Source organism: Kitasatospora fiedleri (assembly GCF_948472415.1).
In the GTDB taxonomy this organism is placed as follows: domain Bacteria; phylum Actinomycetota; class Actinomycetes; order Streptomycetales; family Streptomycetaceae; genus Kitasatospora; species Kitasatospora fiedleri.
This window is the reverse complement of the sequence record NZ_OX419519.1, coordinates 1039974-1061543: the sequence shown is the minus strand read 5'-3', so window position 1 is coordinate 1061543 and position 21570 is coordinate 1039974. Positions and strand designations below refer to the sequence as shown.

Below are 21570 nucleotides of genomic sequence, written 5' to 3'. Positions count from 1 at the left end.
CACGCGGGCGGCGGGCGGCGGGCGGCGGGCGGCGGGGGTCCGGCGGGCGGTCCGCCGGTGGCTCGGCGCGCTGGCTTAGTGCGGTGCACGGAAGCCGCCGAGCCGTTCCTCCAGGAGTTCGGCCAGGCGCAGCGGGGTGCGGTCCTCGTACATCGGGCCGATCAGCTGGACGCCGACCGGGAGGCCCCCGGCGGAGGGGCCGGTGGGGACGGCGGTGGCGGGCAGGCCCGGCATGGTGGCGAGCCCGGCCCAGACCAGCTGGTCGAAGTAGGGGTGGTCGGTGCCGTCGACGGTGATCCGGCGGCGCATCAGGTCGGGGTCGTGGTCGTGCGGGAAGGCCGGGGTGGGGGTGATCGGGGCGACCACGGCGTCGAACTCGGCGAAGAACTCCCGCCAGCCGTGGCGGTGCAGTTCGCGGCGGTGGTCGGCGGCCAGCCAGTCGCGGTGGGAGAGCGTCATGCCGCGCAGCCGGGCGGCGTCCAGACTGTGGTCGTCCTCGCTCAACCCGGCCGCGCGGGCGGCCAGTTCGCTCTGCAGGCCGGTGGGGAAGTGGGCGGTGCGGCCGGAGAACAGCAGCAGGGTGTAGAGCTCGGCGGCGTCGGCGAGGTCGGGCAGCAGCGGGCTGTGCCGCTCGACCCGGGCGCCGCCCGCGGTGAGCGCGTCGGCGACCCGGGCGAGGCCCGCGCGGACGTCGGCGCCGGTCGGGATGAACGGGTGCTCGTCCAGGACCAGGACCCGGAAGTCGCGCAGCCGGTCGTGCCGGGCGGCCGGCAGGCGCAGGGTGTGCGCCAGGCCGCCGGTCAGCGGGTCGGGCCCGGCCATCACGTCGAGCAGCAGGGACAGGTCGCGGGCCGAGCGGGCCATCGGCCCGGCGACGGCCAGGTCGATGTCGGCGGGCAGCGCGGGGGCCGACGGCGGGACCATGCCGCGGGTGGGCACCAAGTGCAGGGTGGGCTTGTGCGCGTAGACGCCGCAGAAGTGGGCGGGGGTGCGCAGCGAACCGGCGAGGTCGGTGCCCAGCGACAGCGCGCCGAACCCGGCGGCCAGGGCGACGGCCGAGCCGCCGGAGGAGCCGCCGCAGGTGCGGGTGCGGTCCCACGGGTTGGTGGTGGTGCCGTGGATCTCGTTGAAGGTCTGGATGTCCTGCAGCCCGAGCGGCACGTTGGTCTTGCCGAGCACCACCGCGCCCGCCGCCCTGACCCGGGCCACCGGCAGGGCGTCCTCGGCCGGGACGTGGTCCCGGAACTGCGGCATGCCCCAACTCGTGGGCAGGCCCGCCACGTTGTACGACTCCTTGACCGTCACCGGGATGCCCAGCAGCGGCCGCTCCTCCCCCCGCGCCCGGGCCCGGTCGGCCTCCCGGGCGGCGTCCCGGGCCCGCTCGAAGTCCGGCACGCAGATCGCGTTCAGCGCCCCGTCCTCCCGTTCGATCCGGCCGATCGCGTCCTCGGTCAGCTCCACCGAGCTGACCTCCCCGGACCGCAGGGCCGCCGTCAGTTCTTCCGCTGTCGCGTGCGTCCACTTCTCCATGGAACGGGACCGTACGTGCCCCCGGCGAGGGGCACGAAATGCCGTGCGGGGCAACCGGATCGGCGGGACGGCCGCGACCGCGTGACGGCGCGACGGCGGTGCGGTGACAGCGGACCGAGAGCGTGCCGAGAGCGATCTGCCGGTGAGGGCCGTCACGATGGAGGCACCGGCACGGGAGAGCGTGGGCGGGAACGAGCGGGAACGAGCGGGAGCGGGGCGGGACGATGGACGAGAAGCTGGACGGGACGCTGGTCGCGCGGATGCGGGAGTACCTGGCGGCGGGCGCGGCGACGGATCTGGAGGCGTTGGAGGCGCTGTACGACGAGGAGTTCGAGAACCTCCGGATCGACGAGGCGGGCCAGGTGGCGCGGCTGACGAAGGCGCACTTCATGGCCCGGTTCCGGGCCCTGGCCGCCCGCGGCGAGGCGGTCGGCGGCAGCACCGAGGACGTCCGGTTCCTGGCCACCACCCGGCACGGCGACCAGGGCACGGTCGTCGTGCACCGCTGCGAGGACGGCGTGCCGGCCCGCTACACCTTCGTCTGGCGCTGGGCGGACGGCCGATGGGCCACCCTGCTGCGGGAGTTCACCTTCGAGCGGGACGTCACACCCCTGCTGCGGATGATGGCGGCGGCGGCCGGAGACGCGGGGTGACGTCCGGTCAGGGGGCTGGTCCGGCCCCGGCGTAGCGGCGGCACCAGCCGCTCCGGCGTTCTGCGGATGTCAGGGGAAGACGCCGAGCGGGGGGCCGCCGGGGGAGTGCAGGCGGCGGAGGAAGGAGAGGACGCCGGTGGTGCCGGTGGCGTGGCCGAAGGACTCGCGGAGCAGGCCGGCGTCGGGGAAGACCGGGTGGGTGGCGGGGCCGGCCGAGCGGGCCAGGACGAGGGTGGCGACAGTTCCTGCGGCGGTGTGGAACTCCGTTGCTCCGGGGGCGAGTTCGAGCATCAGGTCGCCCACTCCGGCGAGGCCGCAGCACTGGGTGACCAGTGGCATGCGCGGGGCCAGCGCCAGGCAGGCGCGGGCGCACCGTTCGGCGAGGGCGCGGTGGGCGGGGACGTCGAGCTGTTCGGCGGCGCGGGCCAGCACGGCGCCGATCCCGGCCAGCCCTCGGCACCAGGAGCCGTAGCGTCGGGTGGCGCCGGGTCGGGCGGCGGCGGTGAGCAGTGCGGGGACGGCCTCGGCGAGGCGTGCGCAGGCCCGGGCGGCGTGGCGCCGGGAGTCCGGGTCGCCGGTGGCGCGGGCGTGCGCGAGCAGGAAGTGGGCGACGCCCGCGTCGCCGTGGGCGATCCCCCGGGTGAGGGCGGCGTCGCCGGGGCGCGGTACGGCGGGCGGGGTGAGGCGGGCGCGGCCGGTGGTCAGTCGGTCGCGGCAGGCGGTGGCGGCGGCGAGGTGCCGGTCGGCGGCGGTGGCGGCGGCGGCGGTGGCGGTGGCGGTCGCGAGGAGGCGGGCCAGGAGCAGGTGGCCGAGGCCGGTCCCGGCGACGCCGTCGATCAGGTCGGCCTCCGGCGGTCCGCCGCCGGGGCGTTGCTCCGGCAGGTCCGGCAGGTCCGGCAGACCCGGCAGGTTCCGCAGGTCCGGCCGGTCCGTCGCACGTTCCGGGGGCGGGGTCCCGGCGGCGGCCCCGGCGGCGGTCAGGAACAGGTCGACACCGGCCCGCCCGCAGTAGAACCCGGGCGGGAGCGTGCGGTTCTGGCGGGCCGTCCAGTCGGCGAGCGCGGCGACGGCGGCCGGGACGCCGGGGCGGTGCAGGTGCTGGAGGAGTTCCAGACCGAGACCGGAACTCCCGCCGTAGACGTCGAGCGGGGTGGGGACGCCGGAGCGGTCGGCGCGCGCCGGGTCGGCTATCCGGTGGGCCTGGGCGACGCAGCGGGCGACGGTGTGCTCGACGATCTCCGCCAGCCGGTCCCGGTCGGGCGGGACCCCCACCGCCAACGCCCCACCGTCAACGCCGCCACCGCCGTCGGCGCGGTGCGGGGTGCGGGCTCGGGAGGGCGCGACGGGTCGGACGCGGCGGCCTTCGGGGTGAACTCCGCCGGCCGGTAAGGGTGGTGGCCGGTGGACGACAGACTGCCCTGGCGCAGCCGCTCCGCGCCGGCGGCCCGAGTCTCCGCGTCGGGGCTGGTCAACTCGCCGATCAGGGTCCGGAGTCGGCGGTGGGCGTGGCCGGGTAGGGCGAACTCCAGGCAGGCGAGGGTGCGTTCGCGGTTGACGGCCGGGTCGGGGTCGAGGACGACCGGGTCCAGGCCGGTGGCGGCGAAGTGCAGGGTCATGCCCAACGCGTGGTAGTCGTCGGCGGGTTCGGCCGGGACGCCGGGCCGGTGCACCGGCCCGCTGTAGCCGGGGGTGGAACCGTCCGGGCCGGTGCCGTGGTGCGCGCTGATGCCGAAGTCGACCAGGTGGCAGCGCCCTTCGGCGTCGAGGACGACGTTGTCGGGCTTGAGGTCGCGCACCACCACGCCCCGCCGGTGGACGCCGTCCAGCACCCGCAGCAGCCGGACGGCGAGCGGGCCGGGCGCGCGCGGGTGGTCCGGTCCGGCCGCGGCGAAGGGGCCGTGGTCCTGCACCTCGCGGCGCAGGTCGCGGCTGCCGCAACTGGTCGTGACCAGGTACTCGTCGGCGCGGTGGCGGAAGTAGTCGACGGCGCGCGGGACGCCGGGGGCGCCGTCGAGCGCGGTGAGCACGGCGTGCTCGTTGCGCAGCCGGTCGCGGGCGTCGGAGCCGTCCGCGTCCTCGGCGACGTGGGCGCGGGCCTGCTTGACGACCACGGCCAGCCCGCCGGCCAGGTCCAGGGCCCGGTAGACGTTGCCCTGCGCCTTGCGGGCGATCCCGCCGGTCACCCGGTAGCGCCCGCCGCCGAACCCGGGCCGCCCCGCCTGTGCCCCCGCCGGCCCGGACGGCCCGTCCACCCGCCCGGACGACTCGCCGATCCCGGCCGGGGTGGCGTCCGCGGGGCGGGCGAACGGGTCCGCGGCCCACGGCGGGCAGCGGTACGCGGTGCCCGCCAGGCCGTCGAAGAGGCGCCCGTCGGGGCCGGTCATCACGGATTCGAGGCGCCCGCTGCGCCCGGTGCGGTAGTCGCCGGTGAACGGCCCGTAGCGGTAGTAGACGGGCGCGTCGGGGTCGAGGCGGCGGTCGCCGGTGACCGGCGGCCCCTCCCGGCCGCGCAGGGCGGTGGCCAACTCGGTGGCGAGCGGCAGGAGTTCGTCCGGCGGCGGATAGACGGTGATCGCCTTGCCGACCGAGGCGGCGTCCCGGGCGCCGGAGTTGAGGGTCCGCAGCACCTCGGGGTCGCGGGCCCACTTGGCGTGGCAGACGTGTCGGGCCAGCACCGGCAGGACGAGCGCGAGGACGGCGTCCAGGGTGCCGGGGCGGGCGGAGACGTGGAGCTTCCAGCCGTGCTCCATCGCCGGCATCCGCGGATCGTTCAGGTACGACCAGGTGTCGTCGGACCAGGGGCGGCGGCCGGCGATGGGGCCGGTCACCGTCAGGAGTTGAAGTCGCAGGCCACGCGGGTGGTCGCGGTCACCCACGGGTCGGACAGACAGGCGGTGGGGCCGTGGTCGGTGCGGTCGTCGTCCTCGAACACCAGGGTCTCGTCGTCCACGGCCAGCGGGCCGGCGTCGCGGATCGCGGTGGGGTGGCAACGGGCATGTGACGCCTCCAGGTCTTGTCGCGCGTCCGGCGCGGCCGCGGGTCTGCGCCCGGCGCCGTGGACCGCCCGGCCCGGTCGGGCCGAAGTCCTGGGGCACGAAGGTAGGCAGGAACGCCGCACCTGACAAGGGGGCGGACGGACCGCTTCCGCACCGGCGGCCGACCGGCGGGAGCGGTGGGGCGGGCGGGGCGGGTGGAGCGGAAGGGGCGTCCGGCGCAGTGCTGATGGTGCATCAATCTCTTTACCTGGAAGAGACGTTACTCCCCTCGGCGTCGATGTCCGGGAGGAGTCGGTCCAGCAGCCGCGGGGTCCACCAGGCGGCTTCGCCGAGCAGCGTCATCGCGGCGGGGACCATCAGCAGGCGGACCACGGTGGCGTCGATCAGCACGCTGACGGCCAGGCCCAGGCCCATCATCTTGACCACCACGTCGTCACTGACCACGAACGCGGCGAACACGCTGACCATGATCAGGGCCGCGCAGCCGATCACCCGCGCGGTGGTCTCCAGGGCGTGCGCGACCGCGCCGCGGCTGTCGCCGGTCCGCCGCCAGTGCTCGTGGACGCGGGAGAGCAGGAACACCTCGTAGTCCATGCTCAGGCCGAAGACGATGGCGAACATCATCATCGGGACGTAGCTCTCGATCGGCACCTTGCCCGCCACCCCGAGCGCCGGCCCGCCCCAGCCCCACTGGAACACGGCGACCAGCACCCCGTACGAGGCGGCGATCGACACCAGGTTGAGGACGGCCGCCTTCAGCGCGACCAGCGGGGCCCGGAACACCAGCAGGATGATCAGGAAGGCCAGCGCGACCACCACCGCGATGATCGGCAGCAGCCGGGCGGCGATCAGGTCCAGGAAGTCGACCTGGGCGGCGGTGGTGCCGGTGACGTACGTGGTGGCGGGCGTGCCCCGGACCGCGTCCGGCAGCACCGTGTCGGAGAGGTGGCCGACCAGGTCAGTGGTCCGCCGGCTCTGCGGGGCCTGTGCGGGCGTGACGGTGGTGAACAGCACGTCGCCGTCCGCGCTGGTCTGCAGCGGCGCGGTGCCCGCCGTGTCCGGCACGCCGGTCAGCGCCTGCTGGACGGCGGTGGCCAGCGCCGGACGGTCGGACGCGGCGACCGCGCTCTGGTCGACCACCACCGTCAGCGGGCCGTTGGAGCCCGGGCCGAACGCCGCCGACATCAGGTCGAACGCCCGCCGGTCGGTGAACGAGGTCGGGTCGGCGCCGTCCCCGACGTGCCCCAGCTGGATCGACGGCAGCGGCACTGCCAGCACCAGCACCGTGACCAGGCCCGCCGCCAGGTACCACCACGGCCGGCGCTCGACCCGCCGCGCGTACCGGTGCCACAGGCCGCTCGCCGACGCCCCGCCCGGGCCGGTGCCCTCGGCCACCGGCGGGCGCACCGTGAAGCGGTCCATCCGGCGGCCGACCACGCCCAGCAGCGCGGGCAGCAGCGTCAGCGCGCCGCACACCGCCGTCACCACCGTCACGGCCGCCGCCAGGCCCAGCTTCGCCATGAACGAGATGCCCGACACCGACAGGCCCGCCAGCGCGACCACCACCGTGGTGCCGGAGATCAGCACCGCCCGGCCGCTGGTCGCCACCGCGTGCCCGGCCGCCGCCCCCGGGTCCCGGCCGTCCATCAGGTTCTGCCGGTGCCTGGTCAGCAGGAACAGCGCGTAGTCGATGCCGACGCCCAGCCCGATCATCGTCGCCAGCGTCGGCGCGACCGTCGCGAAGGTGGTCAGCGCCGCCAGCAGACCCAGCAGCCCCAGGCCCAGCACCACCGCGACCAGCGCGCTCACCAGCGGCAGCCCCGCCGCGACCACGCTGCCGAACCCGGCCAGCAGCACCACGACCGCGACCCCGAACCCGATCAGCTCGCTCACCAGGTCGCTCGGCTCCGGCCGCGCCAACTCGCCCAGCGGGCCGCCGTACTCGACCTCCACGCCCGCCTGCCGCAGCGGCGCCACCGCCGCGTCCACCCGGTCCAGGTAGTCGTCGCCGAAGGTCGCCAGTACGCCGTCGAAACGCACCGTGACGTACCCCGTCAGCCCGTCCGCGGCCAGCGGCCCGCCCGGCTGCGGGGCCTGCCCCGGCGGCGGCAGCGGGTTCTGCGCCGACAGCACGTGCGGCAGGTGCTGCAGGGAGGTCACCGCCTGGTCGACCTGCGCCTGGAACTGCGTCAGCGGCTGCCCGTCGTGCAGCACCACCTGCGCGCCCGTCCCGCCCACGGCCGGCTCGTGCGCGGACAGCACGTCCGCGCCGTCCTGCGCCTGGGTGCCCGGCAGCGAGAAGTCGTCCGAGTACGCGCCGCCCACGGCGTGGTTCGCGACCTGCGCCCCCACCAGCACCAGCAGCCACCCCACCAGCACCACCACCGGATGCCGGGCGCACCACCCGCCCAGCCGCCACAGCCGCCCCCGGGACGGCGGCCCGGACGCTCCTGCCGGACCGGGCTCCGACGCCGACGCTGACGTACTGCCGGACGAAGACATCAACCCTCCCAGGGGCACAACGCCACCACCCGCGCACGGTGACCGAACCCCGACGGTAGACGCGCCCCCGCCCCCGCCCCGACCCGCCGCCCCGCGACACGGCCAGGCCCACCCGAACGCCGCCACCCCACCCGTCGGGCGGGCCGGTACGAGTGCCGGTCGGTCGATTGATCGGCTTGTCGGTTGGTCGATCTGTCAATTGGTCTGCTTGTCTGTTGGTCGGCCGGTCAGTTGGTCGGCCGGTCTGTTGGTCGGCCGGTCAGTTGGTCAGTCGGTCTGTTGGTCGGCCGGTCAGTTGGTCAGTCGGTCGGTCCAGGCCCGCTGTTCGGCGGTGTCCGGTACCGGCAGGCCGCGGGCCCGGGCGATCCGCGCCCACGCGTCATCCGGCTCCGTGCCGCAGCGGACCAGCACGGCCGCCGCCAGCAACGAGGACCGTCCGATCCCGGCCCGGCAGTGCACCGCCAGGTGGCCGCCGGCGCCCAGCCGTCGCACCAACTCGTCGATCAGTGGCCGGACTTCGGCCAGAACGGGGACGGCGCGGTCCGGGATCGGCACCGCCGTGAAGCGCAGCCCGGCGGCCCGGACCAACTCCGGCTCCGCGTCCAGCCCGAGCTCGGCGCGCTCCGCGACGGTCAGCGCGCTGACCACCTCCGTCACCCCCAGCGCTGCCAGCCCCGCCACCTCCTCCGCGAGCCAGTCGCCGCCGCGCGGCCGGGCCATGGTGCTCAGCAGCCCGGGGCCGGGCCGCTCGATCGTGAACAGGGTGGGACGCATGACGGCACGGACCTCCGGGACGGGGGAGAGGGAACGGCGGCCACCGGCACGGGCCTTGGCGCGGGCGGTGACCGAGGCGGCGTCGGCCCGGCGGTCGGCAGGACAGCGGACCGGGGCGTCGACACCGAGGGAACGACCGGCCGGCCGGGCGCGAGCAGGTGCGAGAAGAGGCGCGCGGTGCGGCGGCGGGCGGTGCCCCGAGCGTAGCACCGCCCGCCGGACGGTCCGTCAGGACGTCGACGTCCCGGGCCCTCCGGTCCGCCCTCCGGTCCGCCCTCCCCGCCCACGCCCTGCCGCCCGGCACCCCAGCCCCGATGCCCCGCCGCGACGGGAACCGGCCGCCACCGGCGGCGCGTTACCCCCGGGCGCCGAAGAGTTTCGCGCGCCGCCCGGGGCGAGGACGCGCGGGCGCGGTTCCGGGAGGGGTGGGCGCCGGTGGCGGGGATCGACGTGGAGCGGGTGCGGCGGGAGACGGCGGGGGTCGGGCGGGTGGTGCACCTCAACAACGCCGGGGCGGCGTTGCAACCGCGGGTGGTGGTGGACGCGGTGGTGGAGCACCTGCGGCTGGAGGAGGAGATCGGGGGGTACGAGGCGGCGGACGCGCGAGCCGGGCGGATCGAGCGGACGTACGACGCGCTGGCCCGGCTGGTCGGGGCCGGGCGGGAGGACGTCGCGGTGGTGGAGAGCGCCACCAGGGCCTGGGACATGGCGTTCCACGCGCTGCCCTGGGCGCCGGGCGACCGCATCCTGACCGCCCGCGCCGAGTACGCGAGCAACGCCATCGCGTACCTCCAGACGGCCCGCCGCCACGGGGTGCGGGTCGAGGTCGTGCCCGACGACGCCGACGGGCAGCTCGACGTCGACGCGCTGCGCGCGATGATCGACGAGCGGGTCCGGCTGATCGCGGTCACGCACGTGCCCACCCAGGGCGGACTGGTCAACCCGGCCGCCGAGATCGGGCGGGTGGCCCGGGAGGCCGGCGTCGTCTACCTGCTGGACGCCTGCCAGTCCGTCGGCCAACTCCCGCTGGACGTCAGCGAGATCGGCTGCGACCTGCTCACCGCGCCCGGCCGCAAGTTCCTGCGCGGCCCGCGCGGCACCGGCTTCCTGTACTGCTCGCCGCGAATCCGCGAACAGCTGCAACCGCCGTTCCTGGACCTGCACGCGGCGACCTGGACCTCGGCGGACGCCTACGAAGTCCGCGCCGACGCCCGGCGGTTCGAGAGCTGGGAGGGCAACTGCGCGGCCCGGATCGGCCTCGGCGTCGCCGCCGAGTACGCCCTCGCCCTCGGCCCGGACGCGATCGGGGACCGGGTCACCCGGCTGGGCGCGGCCCTGCGCGCCCGCCTGCGGACACTGCCCGGGGTACGGGTGCACGACCGGGGCGCGCGGCAGTGCGCTCTGGTGACCTTCACCGTCGAGGGCCGCGACAGCGAGGACGTCGCCCGCGCGCTGCGCGACAGCGGGATCAACGTCTCGGTCTCCCTCGCCGAGTACGCGCGCTGGGACCTCGGGCCCCGGGGCCTCGCGTCGCTCGTCCGCGCCTCGCCGCACTACTACAACACGGAGGCCGAACTCGACCGGCTGGTCGATGCGGTGCCCGCGCCGGTCGGGTCGTCCGGGAGGTGCTGAGGGGGAAGTGCTGAGGGGCGCGGGTGTCAGCTCGCCGTTCCGGATGCCGGTCGGCCCGGCTGGTCCGGCTGCTCCGGTGGTGCGGGGCGGCCGGCCAGGCCGTGGAGGAGGAGGTCGGTGAGGGTGTCGACGACTTCGGTGTCGTCGTGGGCGGGGTGGTCGGCGGTGAGCAGGGCGTAGGAGAGCAGGCCGAGCATCGCGCCCATCGCGGGGGCGAGCAGGGCGGGGTCGCCGGGGAGGGGGCGGCCCTGCTCGCGGAGGTATTCGAGGTGGTCGCGGAGGACGTCGGTGTCCGTGGTGAGGCGCTGCCAGGCCCGGCCGGAGCGCGGGCCCGCGGCGACGATCGACTCGAACAGGGCGATGGTGACCGGGAGGTGGTCGCGCATGGCCTGCCAGGACGCGCCGAGGTGGGCGCGCAGTTGGTCCCGGTCGCCGAGGTCGTGCTCGCGCGGGTGGACCTGGACGACGACCTGCCCGCGGGCCTGGGTGCGGACGTCGTCGAGCAGGGCGTGCAGCAACTCGTCCTTGTCGGCGAAGTGCGCGTAGAACGAGCCGGTGGCCCGGCCGGCGGCCGCGGTGATGTCGGTGATCTTCGTGTTGAGGTAGCCGCGTTCGACGAACTGCTGCCGGGCGGCCTCCAGTAGCGCCGCCCTGGTCCCCGCCGCCTGCTCCTTGCGCACGCCCATCGCGTCCAACCTCCCTTGACCCGCTTTGACCCGCAGCCTTGACCCGCAGCCTTGACCCGCCGTCAGTGCCGACAGCATACTGACGTCCAGTTCGATGAATGACTATTCATTGAATGATGATTCAGCGAGGGGTGGGCCCATGAAGGCGGTAGTCATCGGCGCGGGGGTGGCCGGCGCGGCGAGCGCGATCGCGCTGCGCAGGATCGGCGCCGAGGTGACGGTGTACGAGGCGTACCCGGACCCGGCCGGCCGGGTCGGCGCGTTCCTGGGCCTGGCCGTCAACGGGCTGCGGGCGCTGGAGTCGCTTGGCTGCCTGGACGAGGTGCGGGCGGCGGGCTTCGAGGTCGACCGGCAGCTGATGTGGTCGGGGCGCGGCAGGCTGCTGGGCGACGTGCCGCGCGGCCGGGCGGCGGACGACCCGCTGCGCGCGGTCACGCTGATGCGGGCCGACCTGGTCGCGGCGCTGCGGGCGGCGGCGGTCCGGGCGGGCGCGCGGATCGTGCTCGGCGAACGGCTGCCCGGGCCGGGCGACGGGACGGAGGGGAGTCCGGCGGGCGGTCCGGTGGCGGCGGCGGTGGCCGGTGCGGACCTGGTGGTCGGGGCGGACGGGCTGCGCTCGACCGTCCGGCAGGTGCTCGACCCGGGCGGGCCGGAGCCCTCGTACGCCGGGTTGTACGGGGTCGCGGGCGTCGCGGAGGGGGTGCCGGAGGCGGGCCCGGGCCGGACGTTCAACCTGACCTTCGGGCGTCGCGGCACGTTCCTGCACCTGCCCGCGCCGGACGGCACCGTGTGGTGGTCCGCGCAGCTCGTCGGCCCCGTGCCGCCGGGCGGGCCCGCGCTCGGGGCGGCGGAGGTGGCCGAGGTCTTCGCGACCGAGGAGGTGCCCCGGCGGATTCTCGGCGCGGCCCGGGTCGAGGCGGCGACACTGTTCCACGTTCTGCCGCCGGTGCCGCGCCGCCAGGACGGGCGGCACGTGCTGGTCGGCGACGCGGCGCACCCGGTGGGCGCCGGGCAGGGCGCGTCCATGGCGCTGGAGGACGCGGTGGCGCTGGCCCGGTCGCTGCACGCCGGGCCCGACCGGGCCACCGCCCTGGCCGCGTTCGACCGGGAACGGACGGCCCGCGCCGGGAAGCTCGCCCGCACGGCGGCGGCCAACCGGGACGCCAAGACCGCGGGCCCGTTCGCCGCCCGGGTGCGGGACGCGGTGATGCCGCTGGTGTTCGCCCGCGGCTACGCCCGGTCGACGGGCTGGCTGCACGACTACCGGCCGGGGGCGCTCCCGCGCTGAACGAACGCCGGGGGCGGGCTCCCGCGCGGGCCGGCCTCGCGGGAGCCCGTCCCCGTCCGGTCGGGGGGCGTCGGTGCAGCCGGGTGATGCTCCGTCAGTAGGGTTGTCAAGTAAGGGAGTTGAGCAGGAACGGCTCCGGTCGGCCCCCAGTGACGGAGGGCCGACCGGAGCCGTTCGGGCTACCGGCCGTTCCGGCCGCCCCGGCTGCCGCCCCGGCCGCCGCCCCGGCTCAGCGGGCGCCGAGCAGGTGCTCGATGGCCAGCTGGTCGAGGTGCTCGAAGGCCATGCCGCGCTCGGCGGCGGCGGTGACGTCGAAGTCCTCGAACGCGGAGCGGTCGGCGAGCAGCGCGGACAGGCCGTCGGCGGCGGTCGGCAGGGCGAGCTGGTCGAGGCGGGCGGCGCGCAGCGCCTCCTGCACCTGCGGGTCGGCGCGGAAGGCCAGCGCGCGCTCCTTGAGCAGCAGGTAGTTGCGCATGTTGCCGGCCGCGGAGGCCCACACGCCGTCAATGTCCTCGGTGCGCGGCGGCTTGAAGTCGAAGTGCCGCGGGCCCTGGTAGTCGGAGGACTCCAGCAGGTCGACCAGCCAGAACGCCTGCCGCAGGTCGCCCGCGCCGAACCGGAAGTCCTGGTCGTACTTGATGCCGGACTGGCCGTTCAGGTCGATGTGGAACAGCTTGCCCGCCCACAGCGCCTGCGCGATGCCGTGCGGGAAGTTCAGGCCCGCCATCTGCTCGTGGCCGACCTCGGGGTTGACGCCGACCAGCTCGGGGCGCTCCAGGCGCTCGATGAAGGCGAGGGCGTGGCCGATGGTCGGCAGCAGGATGTCGCCGCGCGGCTCGTTCGGCTTGGGCTCGATCGCGAAGCGCAGGTCGTAGCCCTGCTCCGTGACGTAGTCGCCGAGCAGGTCGAAGGCCTCCTTCATCCGGTCGAGGGCGACCCGGACGTCCTTGGACGCGCCGTGCTCGGCACCCTCCCGGCCGCCCCAGGCGACGTACACGCTCGCGCCCAGCTCGACCGCCAGGTCGATGTTGCGGATGGTCTTGCGCAGGGCGTAGCGGCGCACGTCGCGGTCGTTGGCGGTGAACGCGCCGTCCTTGAAGACCGGGTGGGTGAACAGGTTGGTGGTGGCCATCGGCACCCGCAGGCCGGTGGACTCCAGGGCGGCGCGGAAGCGCTTGACGACCGCCTCCCGCTCCGCGTCCGAGGAGCCGAACGGGACCAGGTCGTCGTCGTGGAAGGTCACGCCGTACGCGCCCAGCCCGGCGAGCCTCTCCACCGTCTCGACCGGGTCCAGGGCCGGACGGGTGGCGTCGCCGAACGGGTCGCGGCCCTGCCAGCCGACCGTCCACAGGCCGAAGGTGAACTTGTCGGCGGGGGTGGGGGTGAGCTGGCTCATCTCGTACTCCAAACGCTGGTGATCGACCGGGTGGATCGACCGAGGGATCGACCGGCGGCCCGACGCGAATCGGGGCCGGAACCGACGGTAACCCGGATCGGGGTCTATTCGTCAGGCCGAAAGACAAATTAATATGGCCGAGCCCGGGAGGGAAGCCCCCGCGCGTAACACCCGACGGAACCCCCGCCCGACGGAACCCGGACCCGACGGAACCCGGACCCGAGGGAACCCGGACCCGAGGGAACCCGGACCCGAGGGAACCCCGCCCCGGACGGCCGCACACCGGCACCGGACGACCGCAGACAGGAGCACGCCCCCATGGCACACCCGCAGGTGGTGATCGGCGTCGACAGCTCGACCCAGTCCACCAAGGCACTGGCCGTCGACGCCGAGACCGGCCGCGTCCTCGGCGAGGGCCGCGCCCCCCACCGGGTCGACTCCCGCCACGGCCAGGAGAGCGACCCCGCCCAGTGGTGGGACGCCCTCACCGCCGCCGTCGCCGCCACCGGCTGGGCCGACCGCGCCCACGCCCTGGCCGTCGGCGGCCAGCAGCACGGACTGGTCACCCTGGACGCCGCCGGAGCCCCCGTCCGCCCCGCCCTGCTCTGGAACGACGTCCGCTCCGCACCCCAGGCCGCCGAACTGGTGCGGAAGTTCGGCCCGGACCGGTGGGCCGCCGAACTCGGCAGCGTCCCCGGCGCCTCCTTCACCGCCGCCAAATGGGCCTGGCTGCGCGCCACCGAACCCGAGCACGCCGCGCGCACCGCCGCCGTCCGCCTCCCGCACGACTACCTCACCGAACGGCTCACCGGCACCGCCACCACCGACCGCGGCGACGCCTCCGGCACCGGCTGGTGGACCCCCGACGGCTACCACCCCGCCGTCCTCGACCACCTCGGCCTCGACCCCGCCCTGCTCCCCGCCGTCATCCCCGCCGGAACGCCCGCCGGCCACGCCCGCCCCGGCGGACCGCTGCGCCCCGGCACCCTCGTCGCCGCCGGCACCGGCGACAACATGGCCGCCGCCCTCGGCCTCGGCCTCACCGCCGGCACCCCCGTGCTCAGCCTCGGCACCTCCGGCACCGTCTACACCGTCGCCCGCCACCGCCCCGCCGACCCCACCGGCACCGTCGCGGGCTTCGCCGACGCCCTCGACGGCTGGCTCCCGCTCGCCTGCACCCTCAACTGCACCCTCGCCGTCGACCGGATCGCCGCCCTGCTCGGCCGCGACCGCCAGGACGTCGAACCCGGCGGCAGCGCCGTCCTGCTGCCCTACCTCGACGGCGAACGCACCCCCGCCCTCCCGCACGCCAGCGGCCTGCTGCACGGCCTGCGCCACGACACCACCGCCGGGCAACTCCTCCAGGCCGCCTACGACGGCGCCGCGTACTCGCTGCTCGCCGCCCTCGACGACGTCCTCGCCGTCGACGGCCCCGGCGCCGCCGACCCCGAACGGCCGATCCTGCTGATCGGCGGCGGCGCCCGGGGCCGGGCCTGGCAGGACACCGTCCGCCGGCTCTCCGGCCGCCCCGTCCAACTGCCCGCCGCCCGCGAACTGGTGGCCCTCGGCGCCGCCGCCCAGGCCGCCGCGCTGCTCACCGGCGAGCGCGCCGACGCCGTCGCCCGCCGCTGGGGCACCGCCGACGGCCCGGTGCTGCCCGCCCTGGCCCGGGACGACGCGGCACTCGAACGGATCGGGACTACCATTTCGCAGACGGCCGCCCTCCAGGGGGACGGCCCGCGGTGACCGGAACCGGACCGTCCGGTCGGGGTGGCCGCACCCCACCGGGCGGCCACCCCGACCGGACGGGACGGGGCGGCCGGCGGGGACGGGTCCACCGGGCGGCGGCGACCACGGCCCGGCCGGGCCCACCGGACGGGTCCACCGGACGAGCAGTGAACAGCAGGCGGCGGACAGACGGTGCGGCGGACAGCGGCGCGGAGGGACAGGGCGGACGTGACAGAGGACGGGCAGCAGCAGCCGCCTGACGGCGACCCCGCGACCAGGCGCGGCCCCGCCTCCCAGCAGGACATGCGGCGGCAGAACCTCGCCCTGGTGATGCGCACCGTCGCCGCCGCCCACCCGCTCTCCCGCGCCGACGTGGCCGGCCGCACCGGGCTGACCCGGACCGCCGTCTCCAGCCTGGTCGACGAACTGATCGGCGGCGGCCTGCTGCTGGAGGGCGAACTGGAGCGCAGCGGCCGGGTCGGCCGCCCCGGCCGGGCCCTGGTGCCGAACGGGAACGGACCGGCCGGGCTGGGCCTGGAGATCGGCGTCGAGCACCTCAGCGCCTGCGTCCTCGACCTGCGCGGCGAGGTCCGGGTCGAACTGCACCGCCCCGCCGCGAACGCGGGCCGCTCCGCCGAGCAGACCCTCGCCGACCTCGCCGAACTCGCCGACCGGGCCGAACGCGAGGCCACCGCGCTCGGCCTGCGGGTGGTCGGCCGGGTGCTCGCCGTCCCCGGCAGCGTCCCGCTGGGCAGCCCCGCCAACCAGGTCGAGCACGCCCCCAACCTGGGCTGGCACCAGGTCGACGTCACCGAGCTGTGGCCCGGCCCCGGCAGCGCCCCCGCCGTCGAGAACGAGGCCAACCTCGGCGCGCTGGCCGAACTCTGGCAGGGCACCGGCAGCGGCACCTTCGTGCACGTCTCGGCCGGCGAGGGCATCGGCGGCGCGCTCGTCCTGGACGGGCGCCTGTTCCGCGGCGTCCAGGGCTTCGCGGGCGAACTCGGCCACCTCACCGTCCGCCCCGACGGCCGCCCCTGCTCCTGCGGCGCCCGCGGCTGCCTCGAACCGTACGCGGGCCTGGCCGCGGTGCTCCGCTCCGCCGGGTTCACCGACGAACTGGACGAACTGGACGCACTGGACGGGCCCGACAGGTTCGACGAGCCGGACCGGCTGGAGCGGTCGGACCGGCAGGACCGGCCGGACGGTTCCAGCGGGCCGCCCGGTGCGACGAGCCTGACGGGACGTCAGAACGGTGACCCCATCGCCGAGTTGGCCCGCCGTGCGGAGCAGGGCGACCCGGCGACCCGGCGCGCGCTCCGGCACGCCGGCACCGCGCTGGGCACCGCGCTGGCCGCCGCGGTCAACCTGGTCGACCCCGACTCGCTGGTCCTCGGCGGCGGCTACGCCGACCTGGCGCACTGGCTGCTGCCCGCGATGCGGACCGAGTTGGCCGCGCTGATCCGGGTCCGCCCCTGGCCCGAAGAGGCCCTGCGCGCCTCGCCGTTGGGCCGCCGCGGCCCCGTCCTCGGCGCGGCCCTGGTCACCGTCCGCAGCCTGCACTCCGACCCGGCGGGCCTCTGGCTGGCCGAGACCGCCTGACCGGACGCGCCTCCACCGCTCAGGCCGGGGCCCTCCGGCCGCGTGGTGCGGTGCGGCGGGTTCACCGGTGGCCGGGCGCGTGGTGCTGGGCGGGTGCGCCCGGCCACCGGAGTGCGGGGGAGGGGCCGGAAGGCGGCGGGAGGGTCAGCGGGGCAGCGGGGTCGAGCGCAGGCCGCGGGCGGTGAGGGCGGCCAGGACGCCGGGCAGCGCGGTGACGGTGTTGCGGTTGCCGTGGTCGTGCAGCAGTACGGTGTCGCCGGGGCGGGCCGCGGCCACCGCGGCGGCGATCTCGGCGGGCGGCGGGCCGTCCCAGTCGCGGGTGTCGACCTCCCAGAGCGTCTCGGTCAGGCCCGCTGCGGCGGCGAGCGAGCGGATCGCCGGGTCGGTGTCCCCGTACGGCGGTCGGAACAGCGTCGGCGGGCGGCCGGTGAGCGCGGTCAGGAGCCGGTTGGTGCGCTCGATCTCGTCCCGGGCGGCGGAACGCGGCAGGCCCGGCAGGGAGGGGTGCGACCAGCTGTGGTTGCCGATCGCCATGCCGGCCCGGTCCAGGGCGCGGACCAGTTCGGGGTGGCGTTCGGCCTGCGCGCCGCACAGGAAGAAGGTGGCGTGGTGCCCGGCGGCGGTGAGCGCGGCGAGCAGCTCGGGCGTGGAGTCCGGGTGCGGGCCGTCGTCGAAGGTCAGCGTGAGGGTGCCGGCCGACGGCGGCGGGCCTGCGGCGTCGGGCGCGGGCTCGACCATGGTGCCCCCTCCTGACGGATCGAAAATTTCGAACTCCGGCCGAATGTTACGGCGCGACCCGGACGACGGTAGGGGAGCCCGGCGAGGGCGTCAACCACCCGCGCGCGGCCCGGAGGGTCCGGACCGCGCGCGGGCGAGTGCGGGTGAGCGAGGGTGGGCGGGGCGCCGCTCAGGCGTCGGCGGGCGGCGGGGCGGTGCTGGCGCGGACGACCAGGCTGGTGGCGAGGTCGACCCGGGTGGCGGAGGGGTGCTCGCCGCGCCCCAGGCCGACGGCCAGCCGGGCCGCGGTCTCGGCCATCTCCACCAGCGGCTGACGCACCGTGGTGAGCGGCGGCCCGACCCAGCGGGCCAGCGGCAGGTCGTCGAAGCCGACCACCGAGAGGTCCTCCGGCACCCGCAGGCCCAGTTCACGGGCGGCCTCGTACACGCCGAGGGCCTGCAGGTCGTTGCCCGCGAAGATCGCGGTGGGCCGGTCGGGCCGGGTGAGCAGGGCGCGGGCCGCGGCGTACCCGGCCTCGTGGTGGAAGTCGCCCTCGTGGATCAGCTCCGGGTCCACCGGCAGCCGGGCGGTCCCCAGTGCGGTGCGGTAGCCGTCGATCCGGGCGCGGCTGCACATCATGCCGGACGGTCCGGAGATCATCGCGATCCGGCGGTGGCCCAGGTCGAGCAGGTGGCGGGTGGCGGCGAGGCCGCCCTGCCAGTTGCCGGTGCCGACGGCGGGCACTCCCTCGGCCGGGTCGCCGGCCGGGTCCAGCACCACGAACGGGATGTCGCGGCTGGTGAGTTGGTCGCGCTGGGCGGCGTCCAGCTCGGACAGCACCAGCACCACCCCGGCCGGTCGGCGGGCCAGCACGCCGTCCACCCAGGTCTGCCCCGGGGTGAGCCGTCCCGCGGACTCGGAGAGCACCACGCTCAGCCCCTCGTCCCGGGCGACGTTCTCCACTCCCCGGATCACCTCCATCGCCCAGGCGCTGTCGAGCTGGTGGAAGACCAGGTCGAGCAGCCGGGACGGCGGCGCGGCGGTGCGGCGGCGCTGGTAGCCGGTGCGGCGCAGGATCTCCTCGACCTTGGCCCGGGTGGCGGGCGCGACGTCGGCCCGGCCGTTCAGCACTTTCGAAACTGTCGGCGCCGAGACGCCGGCCGCCCGGGCGATCTCCGACAGCGTCGGTGCGGGGTCGGGTTCGAGTTCTGCAGCGCTCATGGCACGGATAGTAGCGCCCCCGGGAGCCGCAGCGGGACGGCGCGCGAACGGGGGACCGTCCCCGGCGGGGGCCCCGGCCCGGGCGGTTGCGCGGCGTAGCACCACCGCAACATTCGGCATCCGAACGAAACCTTCCGGTGGCCGCTGGTGACTGCTGGTGGCCGCTGGTGGCCCACCGGGCGCGCACCCGGTGCGCCGAGAAGCCGTACGCCGTCCAGTCGTCCAGCACCCGATGCCGCAGCCCGGCCGGGAACGAGCCCGCGAAGGACGCCGTGCGGCCCGGAGGCCCCCGGGCGGCAGGCAGTCGGTGACGGCCGCAACCGGGCACGAAGTCATGTCAGTCGGCGGTCCGCGGCGGCAGCCGAGGGCGGCGGCGATGCGGTGGTGACGGAGGCCGCGAAGTGGGTGCTCGTGCGTACGCGGTGGCGGTGGAACCGGCGGAGTCCGCCGAGCCGGGCGACGGTCCGCTCGATGGCCCGGCTGGTGCCGGCCGGAGCGAGTCGGGGACATCGAGTGCACGAGGACGAGTACGAGGACGAGTGCGTCGTGGCCCTCGTCGTCGGGGAAGGTGGCCAGGTCGAACGGGCGGGGCCGAACAGCTCGGCGTAGGCGGAGTGCGAGGCGGTCCGGCCCGGACGGCCCTGCCCCGGGGGGCGCGGCAGGGCCGGGGCGGAAGCAGTGCCGGGTGCCTGCGGCTGCCCGGCGGTTGGACGTCCGGTTCCCGGAACGCGCCGGGGCCGTCACCCGGTCAGGTGACGGCCCCTCGGTTCCGTCCCCGCCTGCGGAGCAGCAGGCGGTGGACCTCACGGCGGCGAACGCCGGGCGCCGCCCACTCGGAGGACGGGACGCGGTGCGCGGCGAGCGGAGTCAGCTGCGGTGGGTCAGCTGCAGTGGGAGTGGAGCTGGTTGTTGATCTCGCCGTTGATGCCACCCTGCCAGTCGATGCACGTCCCCGGCGCGTACAGGTACACGGGACCGGCGTAGGTGGTGTAGAAGTCCAGGTCCTGCTTCCACTGGGTGGTGCCGCTCTTCTTGATCGACGCCTCCATCTCCAGCAGGTAGGAGCTGGGGTGGTTACGGACCGTCACGACACAGTTGTAGCCGTTGGAGCTGTTGTACGTGAGGAAGACCGTCCCGTCGAGCAGCGGCAGGGTGTCGATGACGCCGTAGCCGGAACCGCACACGCCGTTGTAGGTGGCCGCCTGGGCCACCGAGGGGGTGACGGCGACTCCGGTGGCCGCGAGCGCGGTGACCGCCGTCGTGAGGGCGGCCCGCTTGAGGAGCTTCTTCATGATTCCACCTGTCCTTGTCCGCTGCTGTGATCCGGCGGGCGGCCGACGTCGTACCGGCGGGGTGATCGCTCCCGGCCCCCGCGGTCATGCTGCTGGACCGGCGTATCGCCGCGGTAGCGTCCGCGTACGGCTGGTCCGTCGGGGCCCGGCGCGTGAACGGGAAGGGCCGGACGGCGGCGGGGCGCGGCGCGCAAGGGGTCCGGTCCGGAGCGTCCCGCATTAACGAGGGAGAACTTCGGGGCGAACAGCGTCGGCGTGGGAGGGATTCCACTTCCGGACCTCCTCTGTGCACACATAGCGTTCGCGGCGTGACGATGTGCGTCCGGTCCGTGGTCCACGCGGGGCGGCAGGGTGTTCGGTGGCGCGGCCGGGGAACGGCCGTGGTCCGGCAGACAATCCGGGGGTAGCGGCGGTGCGCGGGGAGGGCCTGTTCACGGAGCGGGCGCCGAACGGGCGGTTCCAGTGGCAGCTCAAGGCGATGAACGGCCGGGTGGTGGCGGTGTCCTCCTCCGTCCACGAGTCGTCCGTCGACGCCGAGCGGGCGTTCGCGGAGCTGGTCGCCCTGGGGCCGGCGCTGGTGGCGCGGATCACCCATGTCCGCGACGGGCTGGGCTGGACCTGGGTGGTGCCCGGGCCGCGCGGTAATCCGTTGGTCAAGTCGAGCCGGGCGTACGAGCGTTACGCGACCTGCCAGAACGCGTTCCGGCGGTTCATGGCGCTGGTGGCCCGGATGTCGGAGACGGGGGAGGCGGCAGCGGCGGAGGCGGAAGCGGCGGCGGAGGCCCCCGCCCCCGTCGGACCCGGCGTCGGACCCGGCGGCGGGCCCGGCGGCGGGCCCGGACCCCGGGCCGGGGACGGTTCGTGAGTACGGTGGAGACCGGCCGCGGCCCCCGGCTGGTGCCGGTGCGCGGGGCGGACGGCCGGGTCGGCTGGTCGCTGGTGGCCGCGAACGGCAGGCGGCTCGCCTCGGCCGTCCGCGCCTACCGCAACGACCGCGAACTGGCCGCCGGAATAGGGGAGTTGCTGGCCGAACGGGCGGCCCTGCGGTTCGTCCTGGGCCAGCGCGAGGACCGGCTCTGGGTCTGGACGGCGCACCTGCCCGCCCGTACCACCCGGGTCGGCGCGGGCGGCGGCGAGGCGATCGCCCGCAGCGCCCGGGGCTACCTGCGCCGCGACCAGTGCCGGCAGAGCGTGACCGCCTTCCTCCAGGGCGCCGACCACGTCCAGCGGTTGCGCCGCCTGGGTGGCGGCTCGGCCCTGTCGCCCGGCTGGTAGGCGTACCGGGGCTCCCCCAACCCCCTTGTGGCTGGGGCCGATTGGCGTACCCCCGAGGGTGGTGGAGGTTTCCTCCCACCCCCCGGGCGGGGCTGCTCGCGGAAGTGGACGGCATGGCCGCTCGGCCGTCAACCCGCCTACTGTCGGCCAGAGTTGTCTTCGGCCTCCGGCGCGGGGCCGGGTGTCGCCCGGACGGATGCGGGCCGGTGGTGCGGGTTGCGCGGGGCCGGTGCAGCGGGAGTGAAGCGGAGATGGCCGGGGTGACCCCGTGGGCACACCT

General features: G+C 76.1%; 18 protein-coding genes. 7 read left to right on the top strand and 11 right to left on the bottom strand.

Annotation, left to right across the window (positions count from 1 at the left end):
• Positions 1 to 75 precede the first annotated feature (75 nt).
• A complete protein-coding gene (locus QMQ26_RS05195) occupies positions 76 to 1530 on the bottom strand; it encodes an amidase (RefSeq protein ID WP_282204917.1) in 1455 nt (484 codons plus the stop codon).
• A gap of 224 nt (positions 1531 to 1754) precedes the next feature.
• On the opposite strand from QMQ26_RS05195, the gene QMQ26_RS05190 reads away from it, so the two are divergent.
• Positions 1755 to 2183: a nuclear transport factor 2 family protein gene (locus tag QMQ26_RS05190; protein ID WP_282204916.1), complete on the top strand. Its 429-nt coding sequence runs from the start codon at positions 1755 to 1757 to the stop codon at positions 2181 to 2183.
• Between the two features lie 69 nt (positions 2184 to 2252).
• Here the strand turns inward: QMQ26_RS05190 and QMQ26_RS05185 are convergent, their stop codons facing one another.
• The 5 genes from QMQ26_RS05185 to QMQ26_RS05165 form a co-directional block, all read right to left on the bottom strand.
• Positions 2253 to 3455 (bottom strand): lanthionine synthetase C family protein, encoded by a 1203-nt coding sequence (locus tag QMQ26_RS05185; protein WP_282206427.1) that lies wholly within the window; start codon positions 3453 to 3455, stop codon positions 2253 to 2255.
• Complete coding sequence (locus QMQ26_RS05180; protein ID WP_282204915.1) at positions 3371 to 5011, bottom strand: class III lanthionine synthetase LanKC N-terminal domain-containing protein; 1641 nt, start codon at positions 5009 to 5011, stop codon at positions 3371 to 3373. The genes QMQ26_RS05185 and QMQ26_RS05180 overlap by 85 nt, the downstream gene beginning before the upstream one ends.
• 2 nt (positions 5012 to 5013) lie before the next feature.
• The gene (locus tag QMQ26_RS05175; RefSeq protein ID WP_282204914.1) at positions 5014 to 5133 is read right to left on the bottom strand and encodes an SflA family class IV lanthipeptide; all 120 of its coding nucleotides are present in this window, start codon (positions 5131 to 5133) and stop codon (positions 5014 to 5016) included.
• A gap of 289 nt (positions 5134 to 5422) precedes the next feature.
• Positions 5423 to 7681, bottom strand: coding sequence for an MMPL family transporter (locus QMQ26_RS05170; protein ID WP_404814070.1), 2259 nt, complete (start codon positions 7679 to 7681; stop codon positions 5423 to 5425).
• Positions 7682 to 7972: 291 nt separating this feature from the next.
• Entirely contained in the window at positions 7973 to 8455 is a 483-nt protein-coding gene (locus QMQ26_RS05165) for a protein-tyrosine phosphatase family protein (RefSeq protein ID WP_282204913.1), read from the bottom strand.
• Positions 8456 to 8890: 435 nt separating this feature from the next.
• Between QMQ26_RS05165 and QMQ26_RS05160 the strand changes: the two genes are divergently transcribed.
• On the top strand, positions 8891 to 10087 hold the full coding sequence (locus QMQ26_RS05160) for an aminotransferase class V-fold PLP-dependent enzyme (RefSeq protein WP_282204912.1): 1197 nt from the start codon (positions 8891 to 8893) through the stop codon (positions 10085 to 10087).
• 26 nt (positions 10088 to 10113) lie between these two features.
• On the opposite strand, the gene QMQ26_RS05155 is transcribed toward QMQ26_RS05160, so the two are convergent.
• On the bottom strand, positions 10114 to 10773 hold the full coding sequence (locus QMQ26_RS05155; protein ID WP_282204911.1) for a TetR/AcrR family transcriptional regulator: 660 nt from the start codon (positions 10771 to 10773) through the stop codon (positions 10114 to 10116).
• A gap of 139 nt (positions 10774 to 10912) precedes the next feature.
• Between QMQ26_RS05155 and QMQ26_RS05150 the strand changes: the two genes are divergently transcribed.
• The gene (locus tag QMQ26_RS05150) at positions 10913 to 12061 is read left to right on the top strand and encodes an FAD-dependent oxidoreductase (protein ID WP_282204910.1); all 1149 of its coding nucleotides are present in this window, start codon (positions 10913 to 10915) and stop codon (positions 12059 to 12061) included.
• A gap of 229 nt (positions 12062 to 12290) precedes the next feature.
• Here the strand turns inward: QMQ26_RS05150 and xylA are convergent, their stop codons facing one another.
• Positions 12291 to 13457, bottom strand: coding sequence for a xylose isomerase (xylA, locus tag QMQ26_RS05145; protein ID WP_282204909.1), 1167 nt, complete (start codon positions 13455 to 13457; stop codon positions 12291 to 12293).
• A gap of 318 nt (positions 13458 to 13775) precedes the next feature.
• Between xylA and xylB the strand changes: the two genes are divergently transcribed.
• Positions 13776 to 15203 (top strand): xylulokinase, encoded by a 1428-nt coding sequence (xylB, locus tag QMQ26_RS05140; protein ID WP_282204908.1) that lies wholly within the window; start codon positions 13776 to 13778, stop codon positions 15201 to 15203.
• 210 nt (positions 15204 to 15413) lie between these two features.
• Positions 15414 to 16784 (top strand): ROK family protein, encoded by a 1371-nt coding sequence (locus QMQ26_RS05135; protein ID WP_282204907.1) that lies wholly within the window; start codon positions 15414 to 15416, stop codon positions 16782 to 16784.
• A gap of 144 nt (positions 16785 to 16928) precedes the next feature.
• Here the strand turns inward: QMQ26_RS05135 and QMQ26_RS05130 are convergent, their stop codons facing one another.
• The 3 genes from QMQ26_RS05130 to QMQ26_RS05120 all read right to left on the bottom strand — a co-directional run bounded on the left by QMQ26_RS05130 (position 16929) and on the right by QMQ26_RS05120 (position 20015).
• A complete protein-coding gene (locus QMQ26_RS05130; RefSeq protein WP_282204906.1) occupies positions 16929 to 17522 on the bottom strand; it encodes a polysaccharide deacetylase family protein in 594 nt (197 codons plus the stop codon).
• A gap of 169 nt (positions 17523 to 17691) precedes the next feature.
• Positions 17692 to 18723: a LacI family DNA-binding transcriptional regulator gene (locus QMQ26_RS05125; protein ID WP_282204905.1), complete on the bottom strand. Its 1032-nt coding sequence runs from the start codon at positions 18721 to 18723 to the stop codon at positions 17692 to 17694.
• An 881-nt stretch (positions 18724 to 19604) separates the two neighbouring features.
• Positions 19605 to 20015, bottom strand: coding sequence for a spore-associated protein (locus QMQ26_RS05120; protein WP_282204904.1), 411 nt, complete (start codon positions 20013 to 20015; stop codon positions 19605 to 19607).
• Positions 20016 to 20427: 412 nt separating this feature from the next.
• Here QMQ26_RS05120 and QMQ26_RS05115 point away from each other — a divergent pair, with 412 nt between their 5' ends.
• On the top strand, positions 20428 to 20880 hold the full coding sequence (locus tag QMQ26_RS05115) for a hypothetical protein (protein WP_282204903.1): 453 nt from the start codon (positions 20428 to 20430) through the stop codon (positions 20878 to 20880).
• Positions 20877 to 21290 (top strand): hypothetical protein, encoded by a 414-nt coding sequence (locus QMQ26_RS05110; protein ID WP_159072999.1) that lies wholly within the window; start codon positions 20877 to 20879, stop codon positions 21288 to 21290. Before QMQ26_RS05115 ends, QMQ26_RS05110 begins: the two co-directional genes overlap by 4 nt.
• Positions 21291 to 21570 lie beyond the last annotated feature (280 nt).